Genomic DNA, 22,456 nt, shown 5'->3' with positions numbered 1-22,456 from the left:
GTTTTTATCTTTTAAAATTAAATGTTGAATTGGCCCTTTCCAGCTCTGCAAAGGCGATCCAAGAATTGTACAGGGAAATATTGGCATTCAGCTGAGTATTGACCACCTGATTCTGAGCATCCAGCAATTCAATATAGATCGCCATTCCTTCTTTGTACAGTTTGGTCACGTCGCCATTATATTTTTTGGCGGTTTCCTTTTGTTTATTGTCCGATTCGTACTGCTCCAAAGCAGATTTCAGATTGTTTTGCGATACTTCGAACTGCAAAAGCAATTGCTGCTTAACATTGTCGATCTGAGAACTGATCTTTTTGCTGTCCTCACCCACCTGTTTCAGTTTGTATCTGTTCTTATTACCGGAGAAGATGTTCCATTCCAGACTCAGACCTGCAAAATAATAGCGGGACGACTTATCAACTCTAAAATCAAAATCCTGCAATCCCAGATCTGCAAATCCGCTTAGTTTTGGAAACCAGTTGGATTTCGTCAATTGATAAACGTTTTCGTTGATCTCCTTTGCCTGTCCCAATTGTTTCAATTCTTCTCTGCTTGATGTATTGTCTGTGATCATTTCGTTTGGAAGTTCCATGATCTCGTCGATTTCGATTTCTGAATCCAACTTTTGATTGAGTAGAAAGTTGAAATAAGACCCCGCATTTTTGCTTGTGTTTTTTGCTGTCTCAAGATTCGCTTCGATTCTTGTTACCTCGTTATCACTCCGGAGTACTGCGGTTCTGTTAATCTTGTCATTTTTAAATAGCGATCTGTTGACCCTCTGATTTTCTTTGACAATAGCCAATGCGTTTTCATAGATCCTGATACCTTCCACAGATTGAAGATACTTGTAGTAGGCAATTTTTATTTCCTTGACCAATTCACGCTGAAAGATTTCCAATTCGATCTTTTGCAACGTAGTTTGTTGGGCCTTAATCTTTTTATTGTAAATGATCTCATAATTTAACAGAGGCATCGTCGTGTGAAGCTTGACATCGTAGAAATTGTTTGGATTGATCAGTACCGACTGATTCTGGAGTTGTGGAAAAGCGTTGGAATTTGTGATCTGATTCAATGTGCTGTAAACCGGATTCAGCATATCCCCGATCGGAATGTCAATGGTCCTTCCGCCGTCTGCAATGGTGTAGTTGGTGACAAAGGCGACGTTCGGCGAAAATAATGATTGTGCTTCCTTCAGAGCGTACAGACTTTTATCGATGTCAAAGTTCTTCTGTTTGATCACTTCGTTGTTTTCAAGACCGATCTCAATGTAACGGTCGAGATGTTTTTGACCATACCCAAGAAAACCAAGGCATGACAAAAGCGTTAATGATAAATTTTTAATAGATAAATACATTGTTTACAATTTGAACATTGTTCATAAAATTTTTAAAAAAAGTATTGTTTAAGTTGGCAATAGCCTATAAATCAGAATTGACAATACCTGAGCATCATTTAAGGAATTTTAAGAGATCTTGATACCTCCCATTTAATAACATTAACTGTGATGTTATCTAAAGATTTCAGCAGATAATTCCCCATTGATCTTTACTCCCGCAACAGATCCTGATGAAACCGCCAATGAAACGGACCTTAATATGTTGCTATTGTCCCCGACTGCATATACACTATCCACAGTAGTATTATGAGATTCATCAATTTTGATAAGGCCTGTATCTGTCAACTCACATCCCAATTCCTGTGGAATATTAGAATGCTGTCGGAATGGTACCGGTGCATACATTGCTTCAAAACTTTCTGCTGTTCCATCAGAAAAAATGACCTTTTCGATATATCCATTGTGGTGTTGTATTTCTGAGATCTTTTTCTCAATTATTTTAACGCCATTTCTTTGAAGGATCGCAATATTGTCAGCATTACTGGCATTTATCTCTGATGTGATTAAGGTGACATCATCGGTCAAATTTTTAATTAATGAGGTAAAATAAACCAGACGATCTCCATCCGCTAAAATTGCTGTTTTCTTGTTTCTAACCTCATATCCATGACAGTAGGGACAGTGTATGACAGATATGCCCCAACACTCTGCGAATCCTGTAATAGCATGTAGTGAATCTACTATTCCGGTTGCAAAAATCAGTTTTTTAGTTATAAATGACTTCCCGTCTGAAGTTTTTATACCAAAACCCTCCGAAATTTTGCTTCCACTCACTGCGAATCCTTCATAAAACTCGATGGTTGGATATTTGGTAACCTCTAACCTGGCAATTTTCGCAATTTCTCCTGGAGGTACACCATCTCTCGTTAAGAAATTATGGGAATGAGGGGTCTGTTTATTGCAGGGATTTCCGCTGTCAATAATTAAGACATTTCTTAAAGAACGTCCTAGTGTCATGGCAGCAGAGAGTCCTGCATAACTGCCACCTACAATAATTGTATCGTACAATTTTTCATTGCTTAAGTCCATATCAAAGTTTTTAAAAAAGACAGATGGGGTGGAGATCGCCAGAAAAGCGAGGGATCCTTTTTTTATAAAAAATCTTCTGTCCATAGTTGTTGTATATATTTAAATTTGTTTTCTAAGCTATTTTCAAAAGCCGATTAAACTGCCTAATTTATACGTTGTTTTTATTTTGAATGATGTTCATTTTTTAAATCAAAAAAATACTACATTTTTTCTAATATTTTTAAATAAGCGTTATAACCTTCCGCAAGAATAGTTTCCGGATTGCGGAATTTAATGCCTTTGGTTCTGTGACGGATTTCCAGACAGCACATACCGTGAACAAGACTCCAAATCATAAAAGAGAGAGCTTCGGAATTATGACCATGAAAATGTCCTTTCTTCATGCACTCTTCCACCGTCTTTTTCAGGTAACCATATGTTTGAGCTCCTTCCGGCCATAGATTATTCTTTTGTTCCTCCAGATAATCCATTGGTGCTTTCAGATTGAACATCAGATCATACATTTCAGAATTTTCCATCGCAAACTTGATATAGACAAATCCCATTTTTCGAAGTCTCTTCATGGGATCCTCGATGGCAAAAAGCTCGCTGAAATACTGTCCCAATTCCTGAAAACCTATCGAATGCAGATCGTGGAAGATTGCATTCTTGTCTTTAAAATAAACATAGACCGTACCCACACTATAGTTAATCTCATCCGCTATGCTTCTGATCGTGGTACATTCGATCCCTCGTTCAACGAAAAGCTTTTTGGCACCATTAAGAATAAGCAGTCTTAGAGCCTCCTTTTCCTTCTTTTTTCTTTCGATGATACTCATAATCAAAATTATGATGCAAATATATGATATTTTTTGAACATTGTTCATAAATATCAATTAAATTGTTCTATGTTATTGGCTGTAACTTCTAGTAATATCGAAACCAGATTCCAATTCCTGAAGATTAAACAATATGGTTTAATTGATTATCAATCTCTTTGATAAGAATGCTAGTTTATCATGTATCAATGCAAAATTTACAGAATAGCTTATTTTAGGCATAGTAATTGTAACTTAAGTGATTAAAAAATTAATGATTTAAATTTTACACCAAGTTCATAAATATTTAACTGCAAATCCCCATGTTTTATTTAATCTGGGGATTTTTTTGCACTTTGCACATCATATGTGGAGCTGAAACAGCAGTTATGATTTATCTTGTTAATGCAACAATTTTTTGATCCATAACTGATTTTTTTTCGAGGATAGAGGAAGTTTCTGTTGTGAGAAAGAGTTGTAAAACCGCCGACGGCCATCTTATTATATCTCCTTGCATAAACTTCTTCATCCCACTAAGAAAATAAGAATTTTCAATTGAGGCTTATATCATTACGTGTTATTTTTGGCATATTTCTTTACAGTTGGAAACCTTTCTAAAGTATGATTTAAGACCGCGATCCATAAAGTAGAGAGCAATAATGACAAACACGTTATACCTAATCCTTCCTTGTATAAGCCATATTCAATAATTCCAATTTTATAGGCAACAGACAGTGCTAATATTCCAAACTCACCTGTCTGCGATAGGAGGGCTCCTCCATACCAGCTTTCCTTCCAGCTAAATTTAAGGCAACGAAAAATAACCGCAGACATAATACTGTTGCTTACCAAAACGAATAATGTACCCAAAAGAATAACAGGATAATTGGAAGCGAGAAAGCGAATGTCTAAACGCAGTCCCACAGACACAAAAAATAGCGTAACAAAAAATATCTTAAATGGTAATAACGAATGTTCCAGCCAGTTAAATATTTTAACCCTTCCAACAATGACTCCTGCAATAAAACTGCCCAAAGCTGCGCTTAACCCACTCTCCTCTGCAAGTAGTCCAAAACCAAGACAGATGAACAAACCGGAAAAAACCTGCAGGTCGTGATCACTTTCTATTGCTTTAAATTGCTTTGGAAGTTTTATTTCCTGAACATTACGTATTTTTTTTATTACATAGAAAACGGCAGCACACAAAAATATCGGAAATAATGTACTGGAAAGATCGAAATCTTCATTATCCCAGGCTTTAAGCATTGTGAGCACAGGGGCCAATAGCAAATCCTGAAAGATCAGCATATTGAGTATCACAATTCCGAATGTTGTCTGTAAGGTATTATGCTTTTTTAAAAACTCACTAACGACCGCCGTACTGTTGAACATAAAAAGAATTGTGATCAAAAGAACACTATTGGTCGATAATCCTAAGATATAGCACACTGATAACGCACAGAGCATACTGAGGACTATCTTAACGCTTTGTGCTACAACAGGTTTTATAAGCAAACTCCGATTATCAGGAACATTGATCTCCATTCCTAAAAAAAACATTAGGAAAAGAATTCCAATTTCCCCCACAGTTTCTATCTCGCCAGGTTTTGTGAACACTCCTAAGGCGTGAGGTCCAAGAACTACACCAGCAACAATATATGCAATCAGATAGGGTTGATTAAATTTCTTAAGCAGAAATATAGTCCCTAGAGTAATGAGGCTTAGTAAACATACAGACCAGAGTAATTCATTCATATACTATATTTTTTAAACATTAATAATGAATTGATGATCGTGATATATAAAATTGGTCTTCCTAACGGAAAACCAATTTGTAATAGATTCAGAAATATTATTTAATCTCGATCAGCCTTCGGGCTGGCTTTTTAGCTTCTTCTGTTTTTGGAATCATAAGCTTAAGTACGCCATTTTCGTACCTGGCCTCAATATGTTCCTCATCAACAACATCTTTTGCGAGTTCGAAAGTTCGCTGAAATGACTGGTAGCTAAATTCTCTGCGGGTGTAATTTTCTTTATTTTCTTCCGTCTGATTTTTTTTAGATGAAGAAATCGTTAGGAGATTACCTTCCAGCGTTATTTGGAAATCTTGTTTTTCCATACCCGGCGCTGCTACATCGACTTCAAAATTTTGGTCATTCTCCTTGATATTCACGGAAGGAATTGTGCTGAGTGTTGACGAATAATTGTTGTTGCCCCAGTTAAAAAGTTCGCGGCTAAAAAAGTCATCGAACAGTGTACGTGGGTTCGCAGGGAGCAAACTGTCATTGTTTCTTTTTACGATTGACATAATAAACGATTTTTTAAATGTTAAACAATAATTAATGTGATCACATTTTAAAATTTTCAAACAATATACCAGCGTAAAAATTGGAAAATTTGTCAACTACTATGTGAAAAATTGTCAACATTTGTATGAAAAATTGTCACAATCTTAATCGATCAACGACAGCAGCATATTGACTCTGAAACGCAGACAGGCACTGTACCTCATTTAACAAATCGTTGAAAGAGATTATGACGAAACATACCTCTAAGATTCTTTCATACCGAATATTATGAGAAGGGAAATTTAATGCTCGGACACAAAATTTTCGAAGCACAATAAACTGGCCTCTGGAGAAGATTATTTGTTCATATAATATACAAATTGATGCATTGAGAGTTCGGATTATTGCCAAACTATATCAAATACGATATTGGCTATTATACAGCTTTTAATGAGAAGAATAACGACAACGATAATTCAAACTTCACTTATAGGTATTTGACACGAATCTAGGTAGCAAGTCATATTCAGTATCTAATTGAGAGTGCAAAGACTTACTGCAAACCAAAAGGAAGAATTTATCGTATATAAAGAGTGTTAGAAATATTTCTGATCATTTCATCTATTGAAATTCAGCTGTGCTCTATTCCAGTTCCCATTTATTAATAACAACAAATTTTATATCTGTAATATAATTAATATCACAATGATAATAATGGAGAATGATAAAATGGAGAATGATAATGAATGGAACAGATTTACTCATTTATTTAAAAAGAAAGAAATTCCTGCACATACAGAACTGCTGATTGAGGGTGAATTTGCCGATGAAGCATTCATTATCTTAAAAGGCTGTCTACGAACTTTTACTGCCCATGGCCCCAAGAACATAACCCTACAATTCTTTTTTGAAGATGAACTTTTCTTTTGTATACAGTCCTTTTTCAATAATAAACCAAGTTCTTTTTCTTTAGAGACCATTGAACCGTGCACTGTATATGCTATATCGAAAAAAGATTTTTACATGATCGTAGCTTCCTCAGTGAAAATACAGGAACAGATTGATCAGTTTATACTGAATACGTTACTTTATTATCAGGAGATGTTTGACTCGAAGAAAATTTCAAACCCTGAAGAAAAATACGCAAGATTTTTAAAAAACAATCCCAAAGTTTTATTACGGATCCAGCCCTTTTACATGTCATCATTGTTTGGAATAACTACTAAATCATTAATCAGAATTCAGAACAAGTATGATCTGAAAAATAAAAAAAATTAGCTTCACTTGTTTTCATCACATTCCGGATAGGTCTTCCATTTAAAAAGCTAACTTAATAAGAACGAAACTTTTGATCTTCAAGATAACTCATGCGATTGTCAATTAACCTCAAAACAATGCTTATCTATAACCAAAATTTTTTTTTCACAGTGACAACAGAATATATTTGTTTTAGGAAAAATTATTAAAATTAGAAACCTCAGCTTAACTGTATATTTAATATAAATGCTACAAATTCGATTAAATAAACAAAAAAATAATATAGTATGATTTTTTTGATTAAATAATAAAGATGTGTCAGGAAGTTTTAAAATTGTTTTTATCTGAGAAAATCATTTTGGGCATATTCTTTTTATATATTATAGAAATAAATAGTCTTCAATCCACAATTCATACTAACTAAAAGTCTCCGATGTTTTTGATTATAATTGGGATTTTAACTTATAAAACAAGCTAATAATTTATCACTGTTAAGTGATTTTATTAGTTCACACCTAAATTTACCTATTGTATATATTTATGTTAGTTGTAATTTGACATTTAAACAATCTTTAGATTTGTTCCTGGCAACTTTGATAACTTTATAGATCACCAGTTCGAGAACACCATTTTCAAAATATTTTTCTGTGTTTATGTCTAAAAGGCTTTGGTAGTATGATCGATACTCGTAAGAATCTCCAATATTTAATTCTTCTCCCGTTTTAACTAACTGATCAATCAGTGGCTTCGTAGAATCACGAGCACATAATACTAGATTTAACAAAGTTTTTTCTTCAAATAAAGGAGTTAGCATAATAATACCTGACACATATGTTGAATATTTACAATAGAACTTGCGTTATTATAATGGATATGGCATTCATATTGTTAAATTGAGTATGTATATAAATGTTTTTATTATAAGATCTTCCTAAATAACTACGGAAGATCTTATTTTTTTATATAAATGCCTAGATTTTAGTTTGCTTGATATAGGCATATAGCACAAATCATTCATCTTTGAATACTAAATTTCATAAATTTGTATTTTCCATGCAGTCTGACAGAAAAGGTTTGTACAAGGAAATAAACATCTTACTTCATCAATGTTTTAATCAATAAGGTTAGCAATGCTGATTCCTACAAAATAATGTCTTTAAGGTCTCAGTTACTTTAACGTAGTGATTTCATAGAACTTATGATAAAAAGAAAACCAATCACCATTACAATCGTGCAGTTGCTTTGAGCTAATCTGAAATTTCTTTAAATAATGCAATTCCAATATAATTGTTCACTATAAGCCTTTCTAAGTAATTTTGACTGCCACCTTTAAGTTTCCTGCACCTCACTAAACTCATCATTTTTATTATTAAGCTGTTTTTCAATCATAACCATCTGCGTAGAAAACTGTTCGGTTACATTTTTTTATCTAGATCAATATCGTAGGAGGATTTGATCATCTGACATGAGATGAAGCCGATACTGAGAAACGTTTTGCTGATCTCCTGGCATATGTAGACGAACATTTTGAGTACAGCGATATTGTAGCTAAGTGGTCTTCTCAATATCATATACCGGCAGACGGGCTCGCTTATATAGGACAAATGCCAGGGGAAAGCAACGTATATATTTCAATCGGCTACAACGGAAACGGAATGACTTTTGGATCCCTAGGGAGGGTGAATTATCAAACATGAGGGAAATAATATTGCTTCTTATCGAAATGAAAAATCTGTTCTGCACCTCTTAAGTCCTGTCTGTCCCAATACGGGATGTAATGTCGTTTGGAGTCCATCAGAAGTTACATGGGACTGTCCGTGTCATGGCTCCCGTTTCAATATCGACGGAACTTTACTTAACGGACCCGCATTGTCAGATCTAAAAAAGATACAGCGATAAAAACAAAAGCCTTCTGTTGATTATAATCAGAGCCTTCTGTACTGAAGGCTCTGAGTGTTAATTACTGTAAAATGTTTTTGTATATAAATTATGAGATACTAAAGTGATCGTAAAATCTTTACTGCATGAATCTATATTGAACATTAGAAGGCTGAAAACTGATAGCCGAATTAATTTATTTCTCAATAACTATTCATTGTTACTGTCGTATTCAAAAAGAATTATTGGTACGATTTATAAGGAGTAATTTTTATAGCAAAAAAATCACTGCTGAACAAATTCCTCTCTATTTTTTAATTTTTTGAATAGCGCCAATGATTGTGCTACCACCTGATCCATGTTATAATATTTATATGTACCCAAACGTCCGGTAAAGAATACATCATGATAATCTTCGGAAAGTCTTTTGTACTGATTATAGATGTCCTGATTCTGTTTTCGCGGAATTGGATAATATGGATCGCCTTCTGCTGTTGGATATTCGTAGACAATGGTTGTCTTCTCGCTTTTCTGCCCAGTTAAAAATTTAAATTCCGTAATTCTCGTATACAGATTTGAGGTCGGATAATTTACTGTTCCCGTAGGCTGATAATTTTCCTGATTTAATGTTTCAAATTTAAAATCAATGGAAAGGTAAGGCAACTTACCGAAGCAATAATCAAAATAAGAGTCGATCGGGCCTGTATATATCAAGGTTTTGAATGGAATGACATCTACAATATCCTTATAATCGGTTTGAAGCATAATGCTGATATTTCTATGCGACAGCATTTTCTTAAACATTTCCGTATATCCGTTTTTTGGCATCGCCTGGAAAGTATCAGTAAAATAACGGTCATCTTTATTAGTCCTGGTGGGAACCCGTGCAGTGACCGATGCGTCCAGTTCAGAAGGATCGAGATCCCATTGTTTCTTTGTATAGCCCTTAAAAAATTTTTCATACAGTTCTTTCCCGACAACGCTCAATACAACATCTTCAGACGTAAGGATAGGACTTCTTTTCTCAGCTTTTGAAGCCAGAAAATCTGTAACTTCATCAGACGTCAGATTTTTACCATACAATTTATTTATTGTAGTGAGGTTTATCGGTATTGGTACCAAAAGTCCGTCAACGCTTCCCAGAACACGGTGTTCATACGGTCTCCATTCAGTAAAATTCCCTAAATATCTAAAAACATCTTCCGAATTGGTATGAAAAATATGGGGTCCATATTTATGGATCAGTATTCCATCTTCGTTGTAATAATCAAAAGCATTTCCTGCAATATGATCGCGTTTTTCAACAATTAATATCTTCTTACCCTCGTTAGCAAGACGCTCTGCTAAAACTGCTCCGGCAAAACCGCAGCCTACTATTAAAAAATCATACATATTTAATCTGTTTTTCTGCACTTGAAATCTGAACTTTCTTAACCGTTGCCTTTTCAATAAGAGCATTCATTTTATTAAATGTATTATCCCAGGAGTCATCTTCGAGGAAATGATCTACGGTTCGGAGCCAATGATCTTTGTCTGTCTCTGCAAAGATTTTTGCGGCAGCAGAAATAAATGAGTCACCGCTATCAACAATCTCTACCAACCCTGCATTTCCGTAAGGGTTTACAACATCATTTATTGCAGTAGATATTACCGGCTTTCCGGCCGCTAAATACTCAGGTGTTTTAGTTGGACTGATAAATTCTGTCGATTCATTTAATGCAAATAATATCAATGCAATATCCCAGTTAGCAATGTATTGAGGTAATTCGGTATAGTTTTTTGATCCCAAATAATGAATATTGTGTGCCTGTGGCAAGTCATTCGGATCGATTTTTACCACGGGTCCGATGATGACGAACTGCCATTCAGGACGTTTGGCGGATACCTCTCGAAGAAGTTCTATATCAAACCTTTCGTCCACCACCCCGAAAAACCCTAATCTTGGAAACCCAATGGACTTTTGATCTTCAGGTTCATGCTGCATATTCCGTGCTTTTCCAAAGTGAGCTTTATCAATGCTGCTCGGCATAGCATGGATATTATGATGCCTGTTCTTCTTAGCCAAATAAAGTGAATTGCCCCCTGTAAAAACAACGTCAGCTTTTTTAAATAACTCTTCTTCCATTTGCAAAAGTTGTGGCGGAGCAAATCTGAAAGCAGATAATTCATCCATCGAATCATATACGACTGTAACGGGGTTTAAATGATTGGTAAACTGCAAAGCCATAGGCGTATAGTACCAACTGACGTAACTTGTGATTTCATACTCTGCCAAAATCGCGGAAATAAGATCCTGGATTTTAGAGTTCGCCTGCTCGCCAAACTCTGACAATATTAGTTCTATAATATATACACCATCCTGAACATTGATAATGTACTTGTCAGAATCTCCATGCTTGGGTTCTTCAAAATAAAAAACCTGGTAGTGCTTTGAAAAACGGGTCATCAGATGCTGAGGTCTTTGATAGACAAAGTTCCACGATAAGTGGCTAAAGCACAATAAAAATTTCATAATATATGGTTTAAATTATGAACAATTTAAGATATATAATGTTTACATATTATGACTTTCATCACAAGTATAATACTTAAATAATTCTTAATACGTGACAGTTTATATTGCAACGTAATCAATTTCAACAGTTGCGATAGAATTTTAGCAAGAACAATGTCTAAACCGAGAAAAATTGTGGTAGTAATATAGTATCTACGATGTAAGATAAGTGAACCAGATTTATTTATCCAGCCACGCTGACATATATTCACGGTTAAGCCTTGCTATATTGTCTAGTGAAATATGTTTTGGGCATTCCACTTCGCAGGCACCAATCACAGAACAATTTCCAAATCCTTCATCGTCCATTGCTTTGACCATATTTAGGACTCTGCGTTTAGCCTCTACCCTTCCTTGCGGCAGTAATGCAAAGTGAGAAACCTTCGCACCAACAAATAACATAGCAGCTCCATTGGGACAGCAGGCAACACAAGCACCGCAACTGATACAAGCTGCAGCATCCATTGCTTTATCTGCATCTTCCTTATCCACAAGAATTGAATTAGCATCCAAGTTATTTCCGGAAGTATTGATCGAGATAAAACCTCCCGCTGCCATACTTCTGTCAAATGAGCTGCGATCTACAATCAAATCTTTAATAACAGGAAAGGCTGTGCTGCGGAATGGTTCTATTACAATAGTCTGTCCATCGTGAAACATCCTCATGTGAAGCTGGCAGGTTGCTACGCCCGTATCCGGTCCATGAGCTCTGCCATTAATATAAAGCGAGCACATTCCGCAAATGCCTTCCCTGCAATCATGGTCGAAGGCAATGGGTTCTTTATTCTGATCAATCAAATTAGCATTCAGCATGTCAGCATTTCAAGAAAAGATGATTCTGTAGAAACATCGGATAATTTGTAAATCTCAAACCGACCTTTGGAACGGCTATTCTGCTGCCTCCAAATTTTCAAGGTTAAATTTAAATTTTGTTTGGTATTAATCATAAGAAGTTTGTAATTGGTTGGAATTTTGTGTTGATATAAATTTACGGTTACAAAAGATGCCTGACTATGAGGATAGTCATATGCCATCAGGTTCTGAAATTTTTATTTTATACAAAGGAAAACATTGAGTACACGAAGGCTTGACGGAGATACTAATTGAGACCCTAAAATTCCATTTGTAATTCAGTATTAGGTGATACAGGTTCAGACTGAAAATGGTTACGATAAGTTTATTGTCAATATCATAATTTGAATAGTTTTTGAGAAAGAGAGCGAGACATTATTGCTTCGCTCTTTTACATAACTGAATCGTCTATTGAATTCAATTTTCCGGATGTACGGGCTGAATCTCCCCGGAAGGCAAAGACTGAAAAAGTCCCGGGAAAATCATTTGCAAAATAAAATACATTGCTACCGTCAGCGGTATTAATGAAAATAAAATAACAATCCAGACAGTGGGTTTGTTTTTCTTATCAGATTTTCGATCCATAATATTTATTTAAAGTTATTAAAAATTCAAATTACATAGATATAATGTCAAGTATAACTGACCAGTCGCTGATGTAAATATCAAATAAAACGACCTTAACCGTGTGAACAATGATCCTCAAAAAATTTAATACATTTGGACTTCAAGCAGGTACTGATGCAGCTTTAACCACGTTGTAACATTCCTGAAACTTTTTATTATAACCTTAGAGAATGGATACCAAGTCATCATCGTTCAATGTTTTTAAAAACGTCTCTTTTAGCATAATATTAGTACAGATTTCTCCGATCAACGATCAAAATTTGACATGTACGGATATATTGTCACACCATATAACTCAATCGAGTGAATACTCCGGATCGTGCATTTTCCTCTTTTCGATAGATTGACTATTTAATCTATCAGATATCTCCCAGAATTGTTTTGATAGTGTACGATTTCCGATCCTTAACTGCTTGTCTTGAATTTTCCTTATCACATTACTGGGCTTCGGATTTTGTACAACTAATCGGCAGACAAAGAATGAGTGTTAAAGTACGCTTCATATTAAATGAATTTGGTACACTAAACGTACGAAAGCTAATATCTTACTTCTTATGACAAAAATCATATAGTATTTTGGAGATTATATTTTGTACAATATTTCACCCTTATAACAAATGCTTAAAATAGTACCATAAAAATATAAAGCAAATTTTATAACTGATAGGATTACCGCGATAGTATTTACCTGCAAGCTTGACCTTAATAATAAAATAAGAAGGATGTGTGATTGTAATTATACCATTATAACTGTAATCAAGGTACTTTCGATATACCTAATTTAAATCACATAGGTCTCGAATATTGCCATTCAGAAAATATTCGAATTCTTTCAGAAGTATCTCATACAAACTTTTAAAAGAGATATATTTCCAATATTATTACTTCTCCCTAATTTATCTACAACGGATTGCTATTCAAAAAAAATATAATAGCATACAGCGCATTGCGATCTACGTAATAATCTGATGATTCTTTGACAGGCTACTCTTAGGAATTTTCTTAATTGAACTATCAACACTATATCTATCAAAGAAAACCTCCTTCACTCCGCAGGAGCTAGCGAAGAAAACTTCAAAAATGGCGATTATATTTTCCGCGAAAATACAAGCGCATAATTCTATTATAAGGTTATAAGCGGTGAAGTAAAACTAAACTATTACAACTCAGATGGAAAAGAATCTATCCAGAATATCCACAATTCCGAAGCTGCTCTCAGATTATCCATGCTTTTTCTGGAAAAGTCTTATCCTCTAAATGCCGTCGCCATGAGCAATTGTACAATATTAACAATTACCCGAACAAGCTTTCTTCAATTATTAGATTCTCATCCGGAACTCTACATAGACGTGTGCAGGTAATAGTCCAACCATCTGTATAAAAAGCACGTTCTAATGAAAACCATTTCCTGCCATAATGCTGCAGAAAGACTCAAAGAGGTGATGAGGCGGATGAAACTTGAGCAGCCCTATCATTCAGCATTCACATTTGAACTTCCGTTCACAAGACAGCAATTAGGATCACTTACCGGACTTTCTTTGGAAAGCACTATCAGGACAATTAAAAAAATGGAAAAAGAAAATGTACTCCGGATTCACAATCGGAAGATTCTGTTTTGATAATAAGCAGAAAGTCTCCCTATTTCTCCTGAACTATTTTTTGTTCGTATCTTTTTTAGGATATAGAATCAAACGAATAGAGGGATTATTGTTTATAAAAACAATAAACCAATCAATCGCAAGCCGAATTTTACTTCTGAATGATACCAAGGGAAGTACGTGAATAAATAACCATGTCAGCCACGCAAAAAATCCCTTGAAAGAAAATTTAGGCAGGTCGACAACCGCATTAAACTTTGAAATGATAGCCATACTTCCTTTATCATCATACGTAAACTGCTTTAGGGGTTTATTTTCGTTGATTCTAAGGAAGTTCCTCCCTAAATTTTTGGCCTGCTGAATGGCAACTTGTGCTAACTGGGGATGGCCTTTTGGGAAGTTGTGGTCACTCAACTGCAGGCAGATATCCCCTATAGCAAAAATATTTTCGACTCCTTCCACCTTATTGAACGCATCAACATTTAGTCTCCGGCCTCTGCCGATACTGCTATCGGGGAGTCCCGGAACTTCACGTCCGATGACACCCGAAGCCCAGATAAGTGTTTCGGTCTCAATCGTTTTCCCATTTGATAATATAACTTCGTTGTTTATAAAGTCTTTAACGGATACGTTTAATAAAATCCTGACTCCCAACTTTGTGAGAGTATCGTAGGCTGTTTTCTGAGCTTTCTTACTCATTGGAGACAGCAAGGTGGGTAGTGCATCAATTAGATAAATATGAGACAGATTCAATTTAATCTCAGGGTATTCTTTCTCGGCAATGTACCTACCCATTTCCGCAAGCATACCAGCAAGTTCAACTCCGGTCGGTCCACCGCCAGCAATTACGATATTCTGCAATTTTCCAGAAAGATGTATATCTTTGTTACGTGCAGCCTCTTCCAAAGTCAGCAGTAAATGATTTCGTAGGTACAAGGCTTCTTCAATATTTTTCATAGGCAATGAACATCGTTTGACGTTTTCCATTCCAAAAAAATTCGTTTCGGTGCCCATGGCAATAACAAGATAATCAAAATGTAAATTTCCGGTATCCGTTTCTATAAAGTTATCTTCTCGATGAACCTGAATCATATTCCCCATATGAAAAAATACATTTTCATAATTAGCAATATATTTTCTAAAAGGATATGTAATGTTAGAAGCCTGAATAAAAGAGGTTGCTACCTGATAAATTAGGGGCGGAAAGAAATGGTAATTGTTCTGATCGACAAGAGTTACATGAAAATCGGGATGATTTCCCAACGATCTGATTAAATTTATACCGGCAAAGCCTCCACCGACGACGACAATATGTTTCTTCATATAATTTTACATTTAATTACACTGAAAATGAATCTTAGCACTATCTTCACAAGAAATTCCCTCTAACTTTTAATATCATCGTTTGATCAGTAAAGCCGATGACTTCAAGGAGATTTTTGATTTCTCTATGTTATCTGATTGTACCTTATTTTGATTGTCATCTTCTGAATATGGATCACAACGACAAGAATTAATCGTACAAAATATAAATAGTACAGCAAAAAAATAAAAAATCTTCATAATCATAATTTTAAAATGTTATAAAATAAGTTTGGATAGCTAAATTAAATAGCTTCCACGCTATCGATCCTACCCTCCTAAGTGGAGTAAGAATGTATCAAATTTAGGAAGAACGTGGACGCTGGGTTATGACAATAGTCACACAATGTCTTATTATTAACTCCGCCTTATCTTGATGAAATCGTTGTAACAAGATTCAAAAAATCAAATACTCCGATTCGAGTTTTATTAAATTGAAAAAAGCATTCTTAGTATTCAATTTGCATATCGTTTAAAACATGATTCAAAACATAAATATTAGCAGCTTATTATTGTAATTTTATTTTGAAAAATTTAATTATAATTCTAATCCGACCCCATTTAAGTAAGGTGCACAAGCAATTTTCCACCCTCTAGATGTCTTGTACATATTAAGAAGAGACAAAACTCCGTTTATATGGCACACTGCCCATTATTCTGATATTAATTAGTGTCCAATAATAATGGTTCTATACAGTTGGCTACGATTGTCGTACAGGACTGATGATCTTCTAGCAGAATAATTACGGCAACATTTTTCATTAACCAACCACAAAAATTATTATATGTCTATCAAAATTGAAATTCTGCACTCCATCGGAGCGACAGAAGAAGATTATAATCCAGGAGATTACATTTTTCGTGAAAACGGCAGCCCTCAATTTTATTACCAAGTTATTACAGGTGAAATAAAATTGAACAATTACAATATTGAAGGCAAGGAATTTATTCAAAACATTTTAACCGATATGGATGCTTTTGGAGAATCAATGCTTTTTGCAGAAAAAGTTTATCCAATGAATGCCATAGCTCTATCAAAATGTACCATCATCAAAGTGTGCAAACATAAATTTCTTAAACTTTTAGATCAGAATCCTTTACTTTATCAAAATGTTTGTAAATCATTATCTGAAAGATTATATCGCAAGTTTGTTTTGATGCAAAAGATTTCATGTCATAATGCTTCTGAAAGGTTAAAAGAAGTTATTGAACTGATGAAGAGGGATCAAACAGACCAGGCACCTTTCACCTATGAAGTACCTATCACACGTCAGCAACTGGCTTCACGAGCAGGACTATGTTTGGAGACCACAATTCGAACTATTAAAAAAATGGAACGAGAAAAATTGCTGCGAATTCATAATCGTAAAATTCTCTATTAATCGATGTTCAATTATATATATTCATAAGTGATTTTAAATTCCATTATTTTAGTTGAAATAATTACCTAGAATTTAGGTGATAATTAAAACTCAATTGAGTTCTAATCAGTTGAGTAAAAAACTCCTGCTCTCCTAATCTGCAGGAGTTTCCATGATAATAAAATTATTCCGTGTATTGTTCTAATTTCTGACATTTGCCGTACTGTCTCATTTCAACTCTCCAATTTATTTGGTAAATTCATTGGTTGGCGGATGCCAGTGGAAACCAATCGTATTTAGAAGTCCTGATGCAAAGATCTTTCGTTACCACGTCAAGGAATCTACCTTAAGTATTGTTGCCACTCACGGTCACTTCCCTTGCAATCATTACTCAAAAGTCGATAGATATGTATAATTTCCTGTCGGGACTAAAATCCATTGTTCTGTTAGGGTGCTGTCCGGCACTTGGTATGTCGTTAAAAAGCATCTCTTTTTTGGATAGTGTTCCATAAAGATTTATATAATATCTGCGAAACTCGTTATTATTGCACAGATAAAGCAAAGAGAAAAATATTGATACATCTCCATTAGCGTCAGGAATCTATTTTCTCAAAATTAAGTTTCAGGATGGAACCTATGCTTCGGAAAAAATTATCAGAGATTAGATCTTATACAAATGTAGTTCTTCAGATGATTATAAAAGTGATGGATAGTCTTGTTAATATCGTGCAAAAATGAATGTTTGAAACATAAAGTCTGTGATTTTCACTGAAATAAGTCTGCACTGATATGGGAGTATTTACTATATTTTAGAAAGTTAGGTTTGCAAAATATAAAGCTTATGAATGAGAAATTAAATCAACTGAAACCGGATCAATCTTTAGAAGATCAAGTATTATTCATCAGTTATGCTGAACTGAGGACCTGGAAGGGCGTAAGCTTTAGGTAAGACAAAGAAACTCCTGAGAACAGCGCTCTCAGGGGTTAACTATAGCAATTAAATTTAATTATAGATTAAAAAGTAATGCTCAAAAAGCCATTTATGTGTGTTGGATTGAGCCTTGACTGATTGTCAAGTGGCTCTCTAATTATTTTTTAAATTTATATTCTTGCAATTTTCATTTTTCGAAATCAAGCATTCCTTCGACAAAACATTTCCACTGAATTTTGGAGAAGCCAAGAGATGCGCCTACGGCAATAATAAGGTTTCGTATACAGTTCACAAAGCCTGAATTAAGATTTGGAGATTCATTTCTTCCATATACTCCTGCAAGAATACAATCTGCGCCTTTGGCTATAACAAAGGTTGAAGTGGATTTGTCTGAAAAAAAATGTGCAATTTTTTTGCTGTCGGGAAATTTGGGATCTTTTGACGGACTGCATTGTATCAAAATCCGGTTGTCGGACCCAAAATCAATCCAATCGATGACAACCCAATCATATGACCGGCCCACAGTTCCACCCGGCCCGGGTATATCGATCCGCACATAATCTCCTTTCTGCGGTAACCTTTCAATTATTTCACCTTTATAATTGCACAGTTTAAAATCAGCTGTGGATCCTGGGCAAAAATTTTTCCAGTAATTAACAGCAAAAAATCTCTCCTTCAAAAGATGAAACTGTACATCGACATCTTCATCAGGCTTCATATTGCGGACACTTTCAGAATCATGAAAGCCCCCTCCTAATTGCTGTGGAACTCCCGGAATATTTTTAGGTTTCATAGTTAATATTTAAGATTCAAAATTGGATTAGATGCCGTATTATTTTTTACTCGTTATCATCTTCCCCGTTCATAAAAATTCGTTGTAAACTCTCTGTAGACGGACCGGTAAGTAATTTCCCATTAATGGCAAACCGTGAACCGTGGCAAGGGCAGTCCCAACTTTTTTCGGCACCGTTCCAGCGTACTTCGCAGCGGGTATGTGGGCAGGTGCTTTTCAAAATATGGTTCCTGCCACCATTTTCTTTATAAATTGCATAGGATTCACCTTTATATTTTACGACTTTGGCCTCACCATCATTAAGTTCGGCAAGACTGCTTATTTTTTGTGTAAAAAGTTTATCTTTCACAAAATCTGTGAGCGCTGACGCACTTTCTTTCACAAAATTCCCAAATCCTTCTACAGGACGAATCCTGCCCGGATTAAAGAGTTTTGCATACTTATTTTCTTTTTCAGCAATGAGATCTGATATTATATGGGCACTGAGCGTTCCAAAAACAATTCCATTACCCCTGAATCCGGTAGCTGTGAAAACATTGCCATTGCTTCCCGGAAGCTTTCCTATATAAGGTAGTCCGTCCACAGGTTCGTAATACTGGCTTGACCAGCTGTACACTGCAGGTCCAAGAGAGAAATGTGAACGGATGTAGTTCTCCAGATTTGAAAAACAAACTCCTGTATCTTCTTCGTGACCGGTTTTGTGATCTTCACCCCCGGCAATCAGTAATTTCTGGCCATTAACCGTCTGTGTTTTATAATATCTGTACGGATCGGAAAGGTCGTAGATCAGATCTTCACAATACTTTTCATCTTCAATCTGAAATCCCATTATATAGCTTCTGTATGGCGAGGCCATCAGATGCAGAACATTTACTCCCGGCGGAGTATGAGTTGCAAAAACAACATCAGCCGCTTTGAAAGAACCTTTTGAAGTTTTAATTTCTATTCCTACACTTTCTTCCAGATGATCAAGATAGATACAATCCTCAAGAATTACTCCATCCAAATTCTGGTACGCTTCTGCAAGTCCGTTGATGTATTTTACCGGATGAAACTGCCCCTGTCCGGAGATTTTTGCTACACTCACACGAGGAACAGGAAAATCAATATCTTCACAAAAAGCCATATCGATCCCCACCTTCCGTGCACCTTCAATCATTTTTTCGAGTTTGCTGTTCTGTTTGTCATCTAACGCGATTAAAAAACCATTTTTCCAAGCGAAATCGCAGTCAATTCCGTATTCTGAAATATTATTTTTAATTATATCGATTGCCTCATAGCCAGCCTGTGCATAAACTTCGGCATTTTCTTGGCCGTATTTGCTGATTGCTTCATCAAAAGTCGTATCAAAGAAAGTATTGAGATGTGCACTCGTGCCGCCCGTAGTTCCAAAAGCAAGATTGGAAGCTTCAATTAAAAGACATTTACTGCCTTGCTTCTGTAACTGTAAAGCAGTTGTAATTCCTGTAATTCCACCTCCGACAATCACAACGTCGAATGTATTTTCCCTTTCATGTTCTTCGGATTGAAATTTTCTGATCTCGTCCTGCCATGCACTTTTTCTCGCTCCGTCTCTGTTCATCCTTAAATTATTTATTGAATTTATTTGTTAAGCCTCGTTACTTGGTTTCTGCATCTCATTCATACGGTGTGCAGCTAAATCGTCAGGTGAAATGTTAGACATGGCCACGGTCAGTTTGTTTTTTAATCCTGAAATTACCTTATCATCTCCATTCATCATCGCCTTAAAACCATCTTCGGCGACTTCTTCAGCTGTTGAAAAACTCTCTCTGTCCTCCATAATCCTGCTTCTGTTCATGTCGGCTTTATTAAAAAAATCAGTGTCGGTGGGTCCGGGAAGAAGTGCAGTGACAGAAATTCCTGTATCTTTCAGTTCTTCACGGACGGCTTCTGACCATGAAAGAATAAAAGCTTTTGTTCCATGATAAACTGAATGCCAAGGACCCGGAGCCTTGCTTGCGATAGAAGCCAGATTAAGAATTTTGCCAGAGTTTTGAGGGATCCTGTCTTTCAGGAACATTTTAGTAAGAATAAGAACCGCTGTGATATTGAGATTCACCATATCAATCTCACGGTGAATTTCTGTATCCTGAAATTTACCGTAAAGTCCCTGGCCTGCATCGTTAATAAGAATTTCAGGACTTATATTGTTTTGTTTGAGATCTGCGTACAGAGAATATACATCATCTGCATTAAACAGATTTTTTGCAAAAGGAATCACTTTCACACCTAAACTTTTCAGCTCTTCAGCCTTTGTCTGTAATGTATCCATATTTCTTCCAACTATCACAAGGTTATAACCTTCTTTAGCACAGAGTTTTGCAAGTTCATTTCCAATACCGCTGCTGGCACCGGTGATCAAAGCAAATTTGTCTTCGTTTTCCATTTTTATATATTTGTTAAAGATTTAAAAAAAAGCCACACGGCAATGCACCGCATGGCTAAAAAAAATTAATCTTCCTGCTCTGCCTCAAAATTGATGTAAGTTTCGGCAATTTCTGTAAGATTGTAGTCCGTATCTTCCTCTTCCTGAAGCGTTCTTTCCAGAAGATCCGCAGCTTTATCATGTCCCATCGTAATGGCAAGCTGAACCAGCCCGCCGTAGGATGCAATTTCATAATGCTCAACCTTTTGTGCAGCAATAATAAGGGCTGCATCTCTGGTCATAGATCCTTCTTCAGTAGATTTGATGATTTCTTCACCTTCTTTTATGATTCCTTCAATAGCATCACATTTTTTCTTTTCGGGTTTTTCATCGATCGATTTGAAAACTTTTTCAAGTCTGCTGATATGCTTTTTGGTCTGAAGCTGATGATCTTCGAAAGCATCTTTCAGTTCTTCGGTTGTTGCTGCTTCCTGCATTTTCTCTAATGCATCTACAATTGCTTCTTCGGCATAGTAGATATCTTTAAGAGAATCTACAAAGAATTTATGGAGAGGTGCATTTTTCATCTCACTTTTTCCAACTGTCTGAGTATCTGCTTTCATTGGGGATTGTACAGCCCCGGTAGGTTTTGAATCTTTTTCTGTACTCGTTTGAGTTTCTGATGCCTGTGCAGACGGACCAACGGTGCTGCTTGGATTTGTTTTATTATTTGTTTTAGCTGGCATAATATATTATTTATAGGGTTAAAACTGACTCTTTTGTTTTGACAGGGCCAATTTGAGAAAATTACGAATTTTTTCTTCCTCCAAATCCTGATTTTCCTGATCCCGAGTTTGAATTTCTTCCACCACTGTGAGAAGACTTACCTCCCATTCTTGCAATTCTTGTTCTTTCTTCTTTACTCAGTGAGGCAAAACCCTGTCCTCCGGAACCTGAGTTTGAGCCTCTTCCTGAATTTCCCGAATTTCCACGTCCTGAACCGGAGTTTCCACCTCTTGAGCTGCTTCCAGAATTTGCATTGTTTGATCTTCCATTTCTGTCTCCTCCGCTATTTGAACCTCTTCCGCCTCCGGATGCCTGACCTCCCATTCGTGCAATTCTTGTTCTCTCTTCTTTACTCATCGATGCAAACCCCTGTCTCCCTGAACCTGAATTTGAACCTCTGCCTGAGTTTCCTGAATTTCCACGTCCTGAATTAGAATTTCCACCTCTTGAACTATTGCCGGAATTTCCACCGTTCGATCTTCCACGGCCCGAACCTGAATTGGATCTTCTTGAACTTTTGCCATCAGAGCTGAATCTTCCCTGGCTATCTCTGTCCTGGTTTCC

Annotated in this window: 18 protein-coding genes and 1 pseudogene; 3 read left to right on the top strand and 16 right to left on the bottom strand. The window is 35.8% G+C overall.

The window, feature by feature from the left end:
• Positions 1 to 4 precede the first annotated feature (4 nt).
• From ASG21_RS07080 to ASG21_RS07060, 5 genes are all read right to left on the bottom strand, one after another.
• Complete coding sequence (locus tag ASG21_RS07080; protein WP_056077518.1) at positions 5 to 1,351, bottom strand: TolC family protein; 1,347 nt, start codon at positions 1,349 to 1,351, stop codon at positions 5 to 7.
• Between the two features lie 153 nt (positions 1,352 to 1,504).
• Entirely contained in the window at positions 1,505 to 2,506 is a 1,002-nt protein-coding gene (locus tag ASG21_RS07075) for an NAD(P)/FAD-dependent oxidoreductase (RefSeq protein WP_082482387.1), read from the bottom strand.
• A gap of 116 nt (positions 2,507 to 2,622) precedes the next feature.
• Positions 2,623 to 3,240, bottom strand: coding sequence for a TetR/AcrR family transcriptional regulator (locus ASG21_RS07070; RefSeq protein WP_056077515.1), 618 nt, complete (start codon positions 3,238 to 3,240; stop codon positions 2,623 to 2,625).
• Positions 3,241 to 3,789: 549 nt separating this feature from the next.
• The gene (locus ASG21_RS07065; protein ID WP_082482384.1) at positions 3,790 to 4,974 is read right to left on the bottom strand and encodes a cation:proton antiporter; all 1,185 of its coding nucleotides are present in this window, start codon (positions 4,972 to 4,974) and stop codon (positions 3,790 to 3,792) included.
• Positions 4,975 to 5,071: 97 nt separating this feature from the next.
• On the bottom strand, positions 5,072 to 5,527 hold the full coding sequence (locus ASG21_RS07060; RefSeq protein ID WP_056077512.1) for an Hsp20/alpha crystallin family protein: 456 nt from the start codon (positions 5,525 to 5,527) through the stop codon (positions 5,072 to 5,074).
• A gap of 694 nt (positions 5,528 to 6,221) precedes the next feature.
• Between ASG21_RS07060 and ASG21_RS07055 the strand changes: the two genes are divergently transcribed.
• Positions 6,222 to 6,785: a Crp/Fnr family transcriptional regulator gene (locus ASG21_RS07055; protein ID WP_056077509.1), complete on the top strand. Its 564-nt coding sequence runs from the start codon at positions 6,222 to 6,224 to the stop codon at positions 6,783 to 6,785.
• A gap of 517 nt (positions 6,786 to 7,302) precedes the next feature.
• Here the strand turns inward: ASG21_RS07055 and ASG21_RS07050 are convergent.
• From ASG21_RS07050 to ASG21_RS20195, 5 genes and pseudogenes are all read right to left on the bottom strand, one after another.
• Complete coding sequence (locus tag ASG21_RS07050) at positions 7,303 to 7,593, bottom strand: hypothetical protein (protein ID WP_128414235.1); 291 nt, start codon at positions 7,591 to 7,593, stop codon at positions 7,303 to 7,305.
• A gap of 1,334 nt (positions 7,594 to 8,927) precedes the next feature.
• Positions 8,928 to 10,034, bottom strand: coding sequence for a UDP-galactopyranose mutase (gene glf / locus ASG21_RS07045; protein WP_056077503.1), 1,107 nt, complete (start codon positions 10,032 to 10,034; stop codon positions 8,928 to 8,930).
• Positions 10,027 to 11,154, bottom strand: a complete 1,128-nt coding sequence (locus tag ASG21_RS07040) for a glycosyltransferase family 1 protein (RefSeq protein WP_056077501.1) — start codon at positions 11,152 to 11,154, stop codon at positions 10,027 to 10,029. Before ASG21_RS07040 ends, glf begins: the two co-directional genes overlap by 8 nt.
• 222 nt (positions 11,155 to 11,376) lie before the next feature.
• Positions 11,377 to 12,140: pseudogene (locus tag ASG21_RS07035) on the bottom strand (succinate dehydrogenase/fumarate reductase iron-sulfur subunit).
• A 325-nt stretch (positions 12,141 to 12,465) separates the two neighbouring features.
• The gene (locus ASG21_RS20195; RefSeq protein WP_157844515.1) at positions 12,466 to 12,633 is read right to left on the bottom strand and encodes a hypothetical protein; all 168 of its coding nucleotides are present in this window, start codon (positions 12,631 to 12,633) and stop codon (positions 12,466 to 12,468) included.
• Positions 12,634 to 14,069: 1,436 nt separating this feature from the next.
• On the opposite strand from ASG21_RS20195, the gene ASG21_RS07030 reads away from it, so the two are divergent.
• The gene (locus ASG21_RS07030; RefSeq protein WP_056077498.1) at positions 14,070 to 14,294 is read left to right on the top strand and encodes a helix-turn-helix domain-containing protein; all 225 of its coding nucleotides are present in this window, start codon (positions 14,070 to 14,072) and stop codon (positions 14,292 to 14,294) included.
• A 33-nt stretch (positions 14,295 to 14,327) separates the two neighbouring features.
• Here ASG21_RS07030 and ASG21_RS07025 read toward each other — a convergent pair whose 3' ends face one another.
• The gene (locus ASG21_RS07025) at positions 14,328 to 15,596 is read right to left on the bottom strand and encodes an NAD(P)/FAD-dependent oxidoreductase (protein WP_056077495.1); all 1,269 of its coding nucleotides are present in this window, start codon (positions 15,594 to 15,596) and stop codon (positions 14,328 to 14,330) included.
• An 824-nt stretch (positions 15,597 to 16,420) separates the two neighbouring features.
• On the opposite strand from ASG21_RS07025, the gene ASG21_RS07020 reads away from it, so the two are divergent.
• Positions 16,421 to 17,017, top strand: coding sequence for a Crp/Fnr family transcriptional regulator (locus ASG21_RS07020; RefSeq protein WP_056077492.1), 597 nt, complete (start codon positions 16,421 to 16,423; stop codon positions 17,015 to 17,017).
• A gap of 1,097 nt (positions 17,018 to 18,114) precedes the next feature.
• Here ASG21_RS07020 and ASG21_RS07015 read toward each other — a convergent pair.
• The 5 genes from ASG21_RS07015 to ASG21_RS20025 form a co-directional block, all read right to left on the bottom strand.
• On the bottom strand, positions 18,115 to 18,720 hold the full coding sequence (locus ASG21_RS07015; protein ID WP_056077490.1) for a hypothetical protein: 606 nt from the start codon (positions 18,718 to 18,720) through the stop codon (positions 18,115 to 18,117).
• Positions 18,721 to 18,766: 46 nt separating this feature from the next.
• Positions 18,767 to 20,302 carry an FAD-dependent oxidoreductase gene (locus ASG21_RS07010; RefSeq protein ID WP_056077486.1) on the bottom strand — a complete coding sequence of 512 codons (1,536 nt, stop codon included), beginning with the start codon at positions 20,300 to 20,302 and terminating at the stop codon, positions 18,767 to 18,769.
• A 27-nt stretch (positions 20,303 to 20,329) separates the two neighbouring features.
• Positions 20,330 to 21,127, bottom strand: a complete 798-nt coding sequence (locus ASG21_RS07005) for an SDR family oxidoreductase (RefSeq protein WP_056077483.1) — start codon at positions 21,125 to 21,127, stop codon at positions 20,330 to 20,332.
• 65 nt (positions 21,128 to 21,192) lie between these two features.
• Positions 21,193 to 21,852, bottom strand: a complete 660-nt coding sequence (locus tag ASG21_RS07000; protein ID WP_082482381.1) for a ferritin-like domain-containing protein — start codon at positions 21,850 to 21,852, stop codon at positions 21,193 to 21,195.
• Positions 21,853 to 21,913: 61 nt separating this feature from the next.
• On the bottom strand, positions 21,914 to 22,456 hold a 543-nt coding region (locus tag ASG21_RS20025), incomplete at its 5' end, for a KGG domain-containing protein (protein WP_277814176.1).

Origin of the sequence: Chryseobacterium sp. Leaf394, from assembly GCF_001424105.1 — a bacterium.
GTDB lineage: Bacteria > Bacteroidota > Bacteroidia > Flavobacteriales > Weeksellaceae > Chryseobacterium.
Note: the sequence above shows the minus strand (reverse complement) of the source record. Positions and strands in the feature narration are given on the sequence as shown.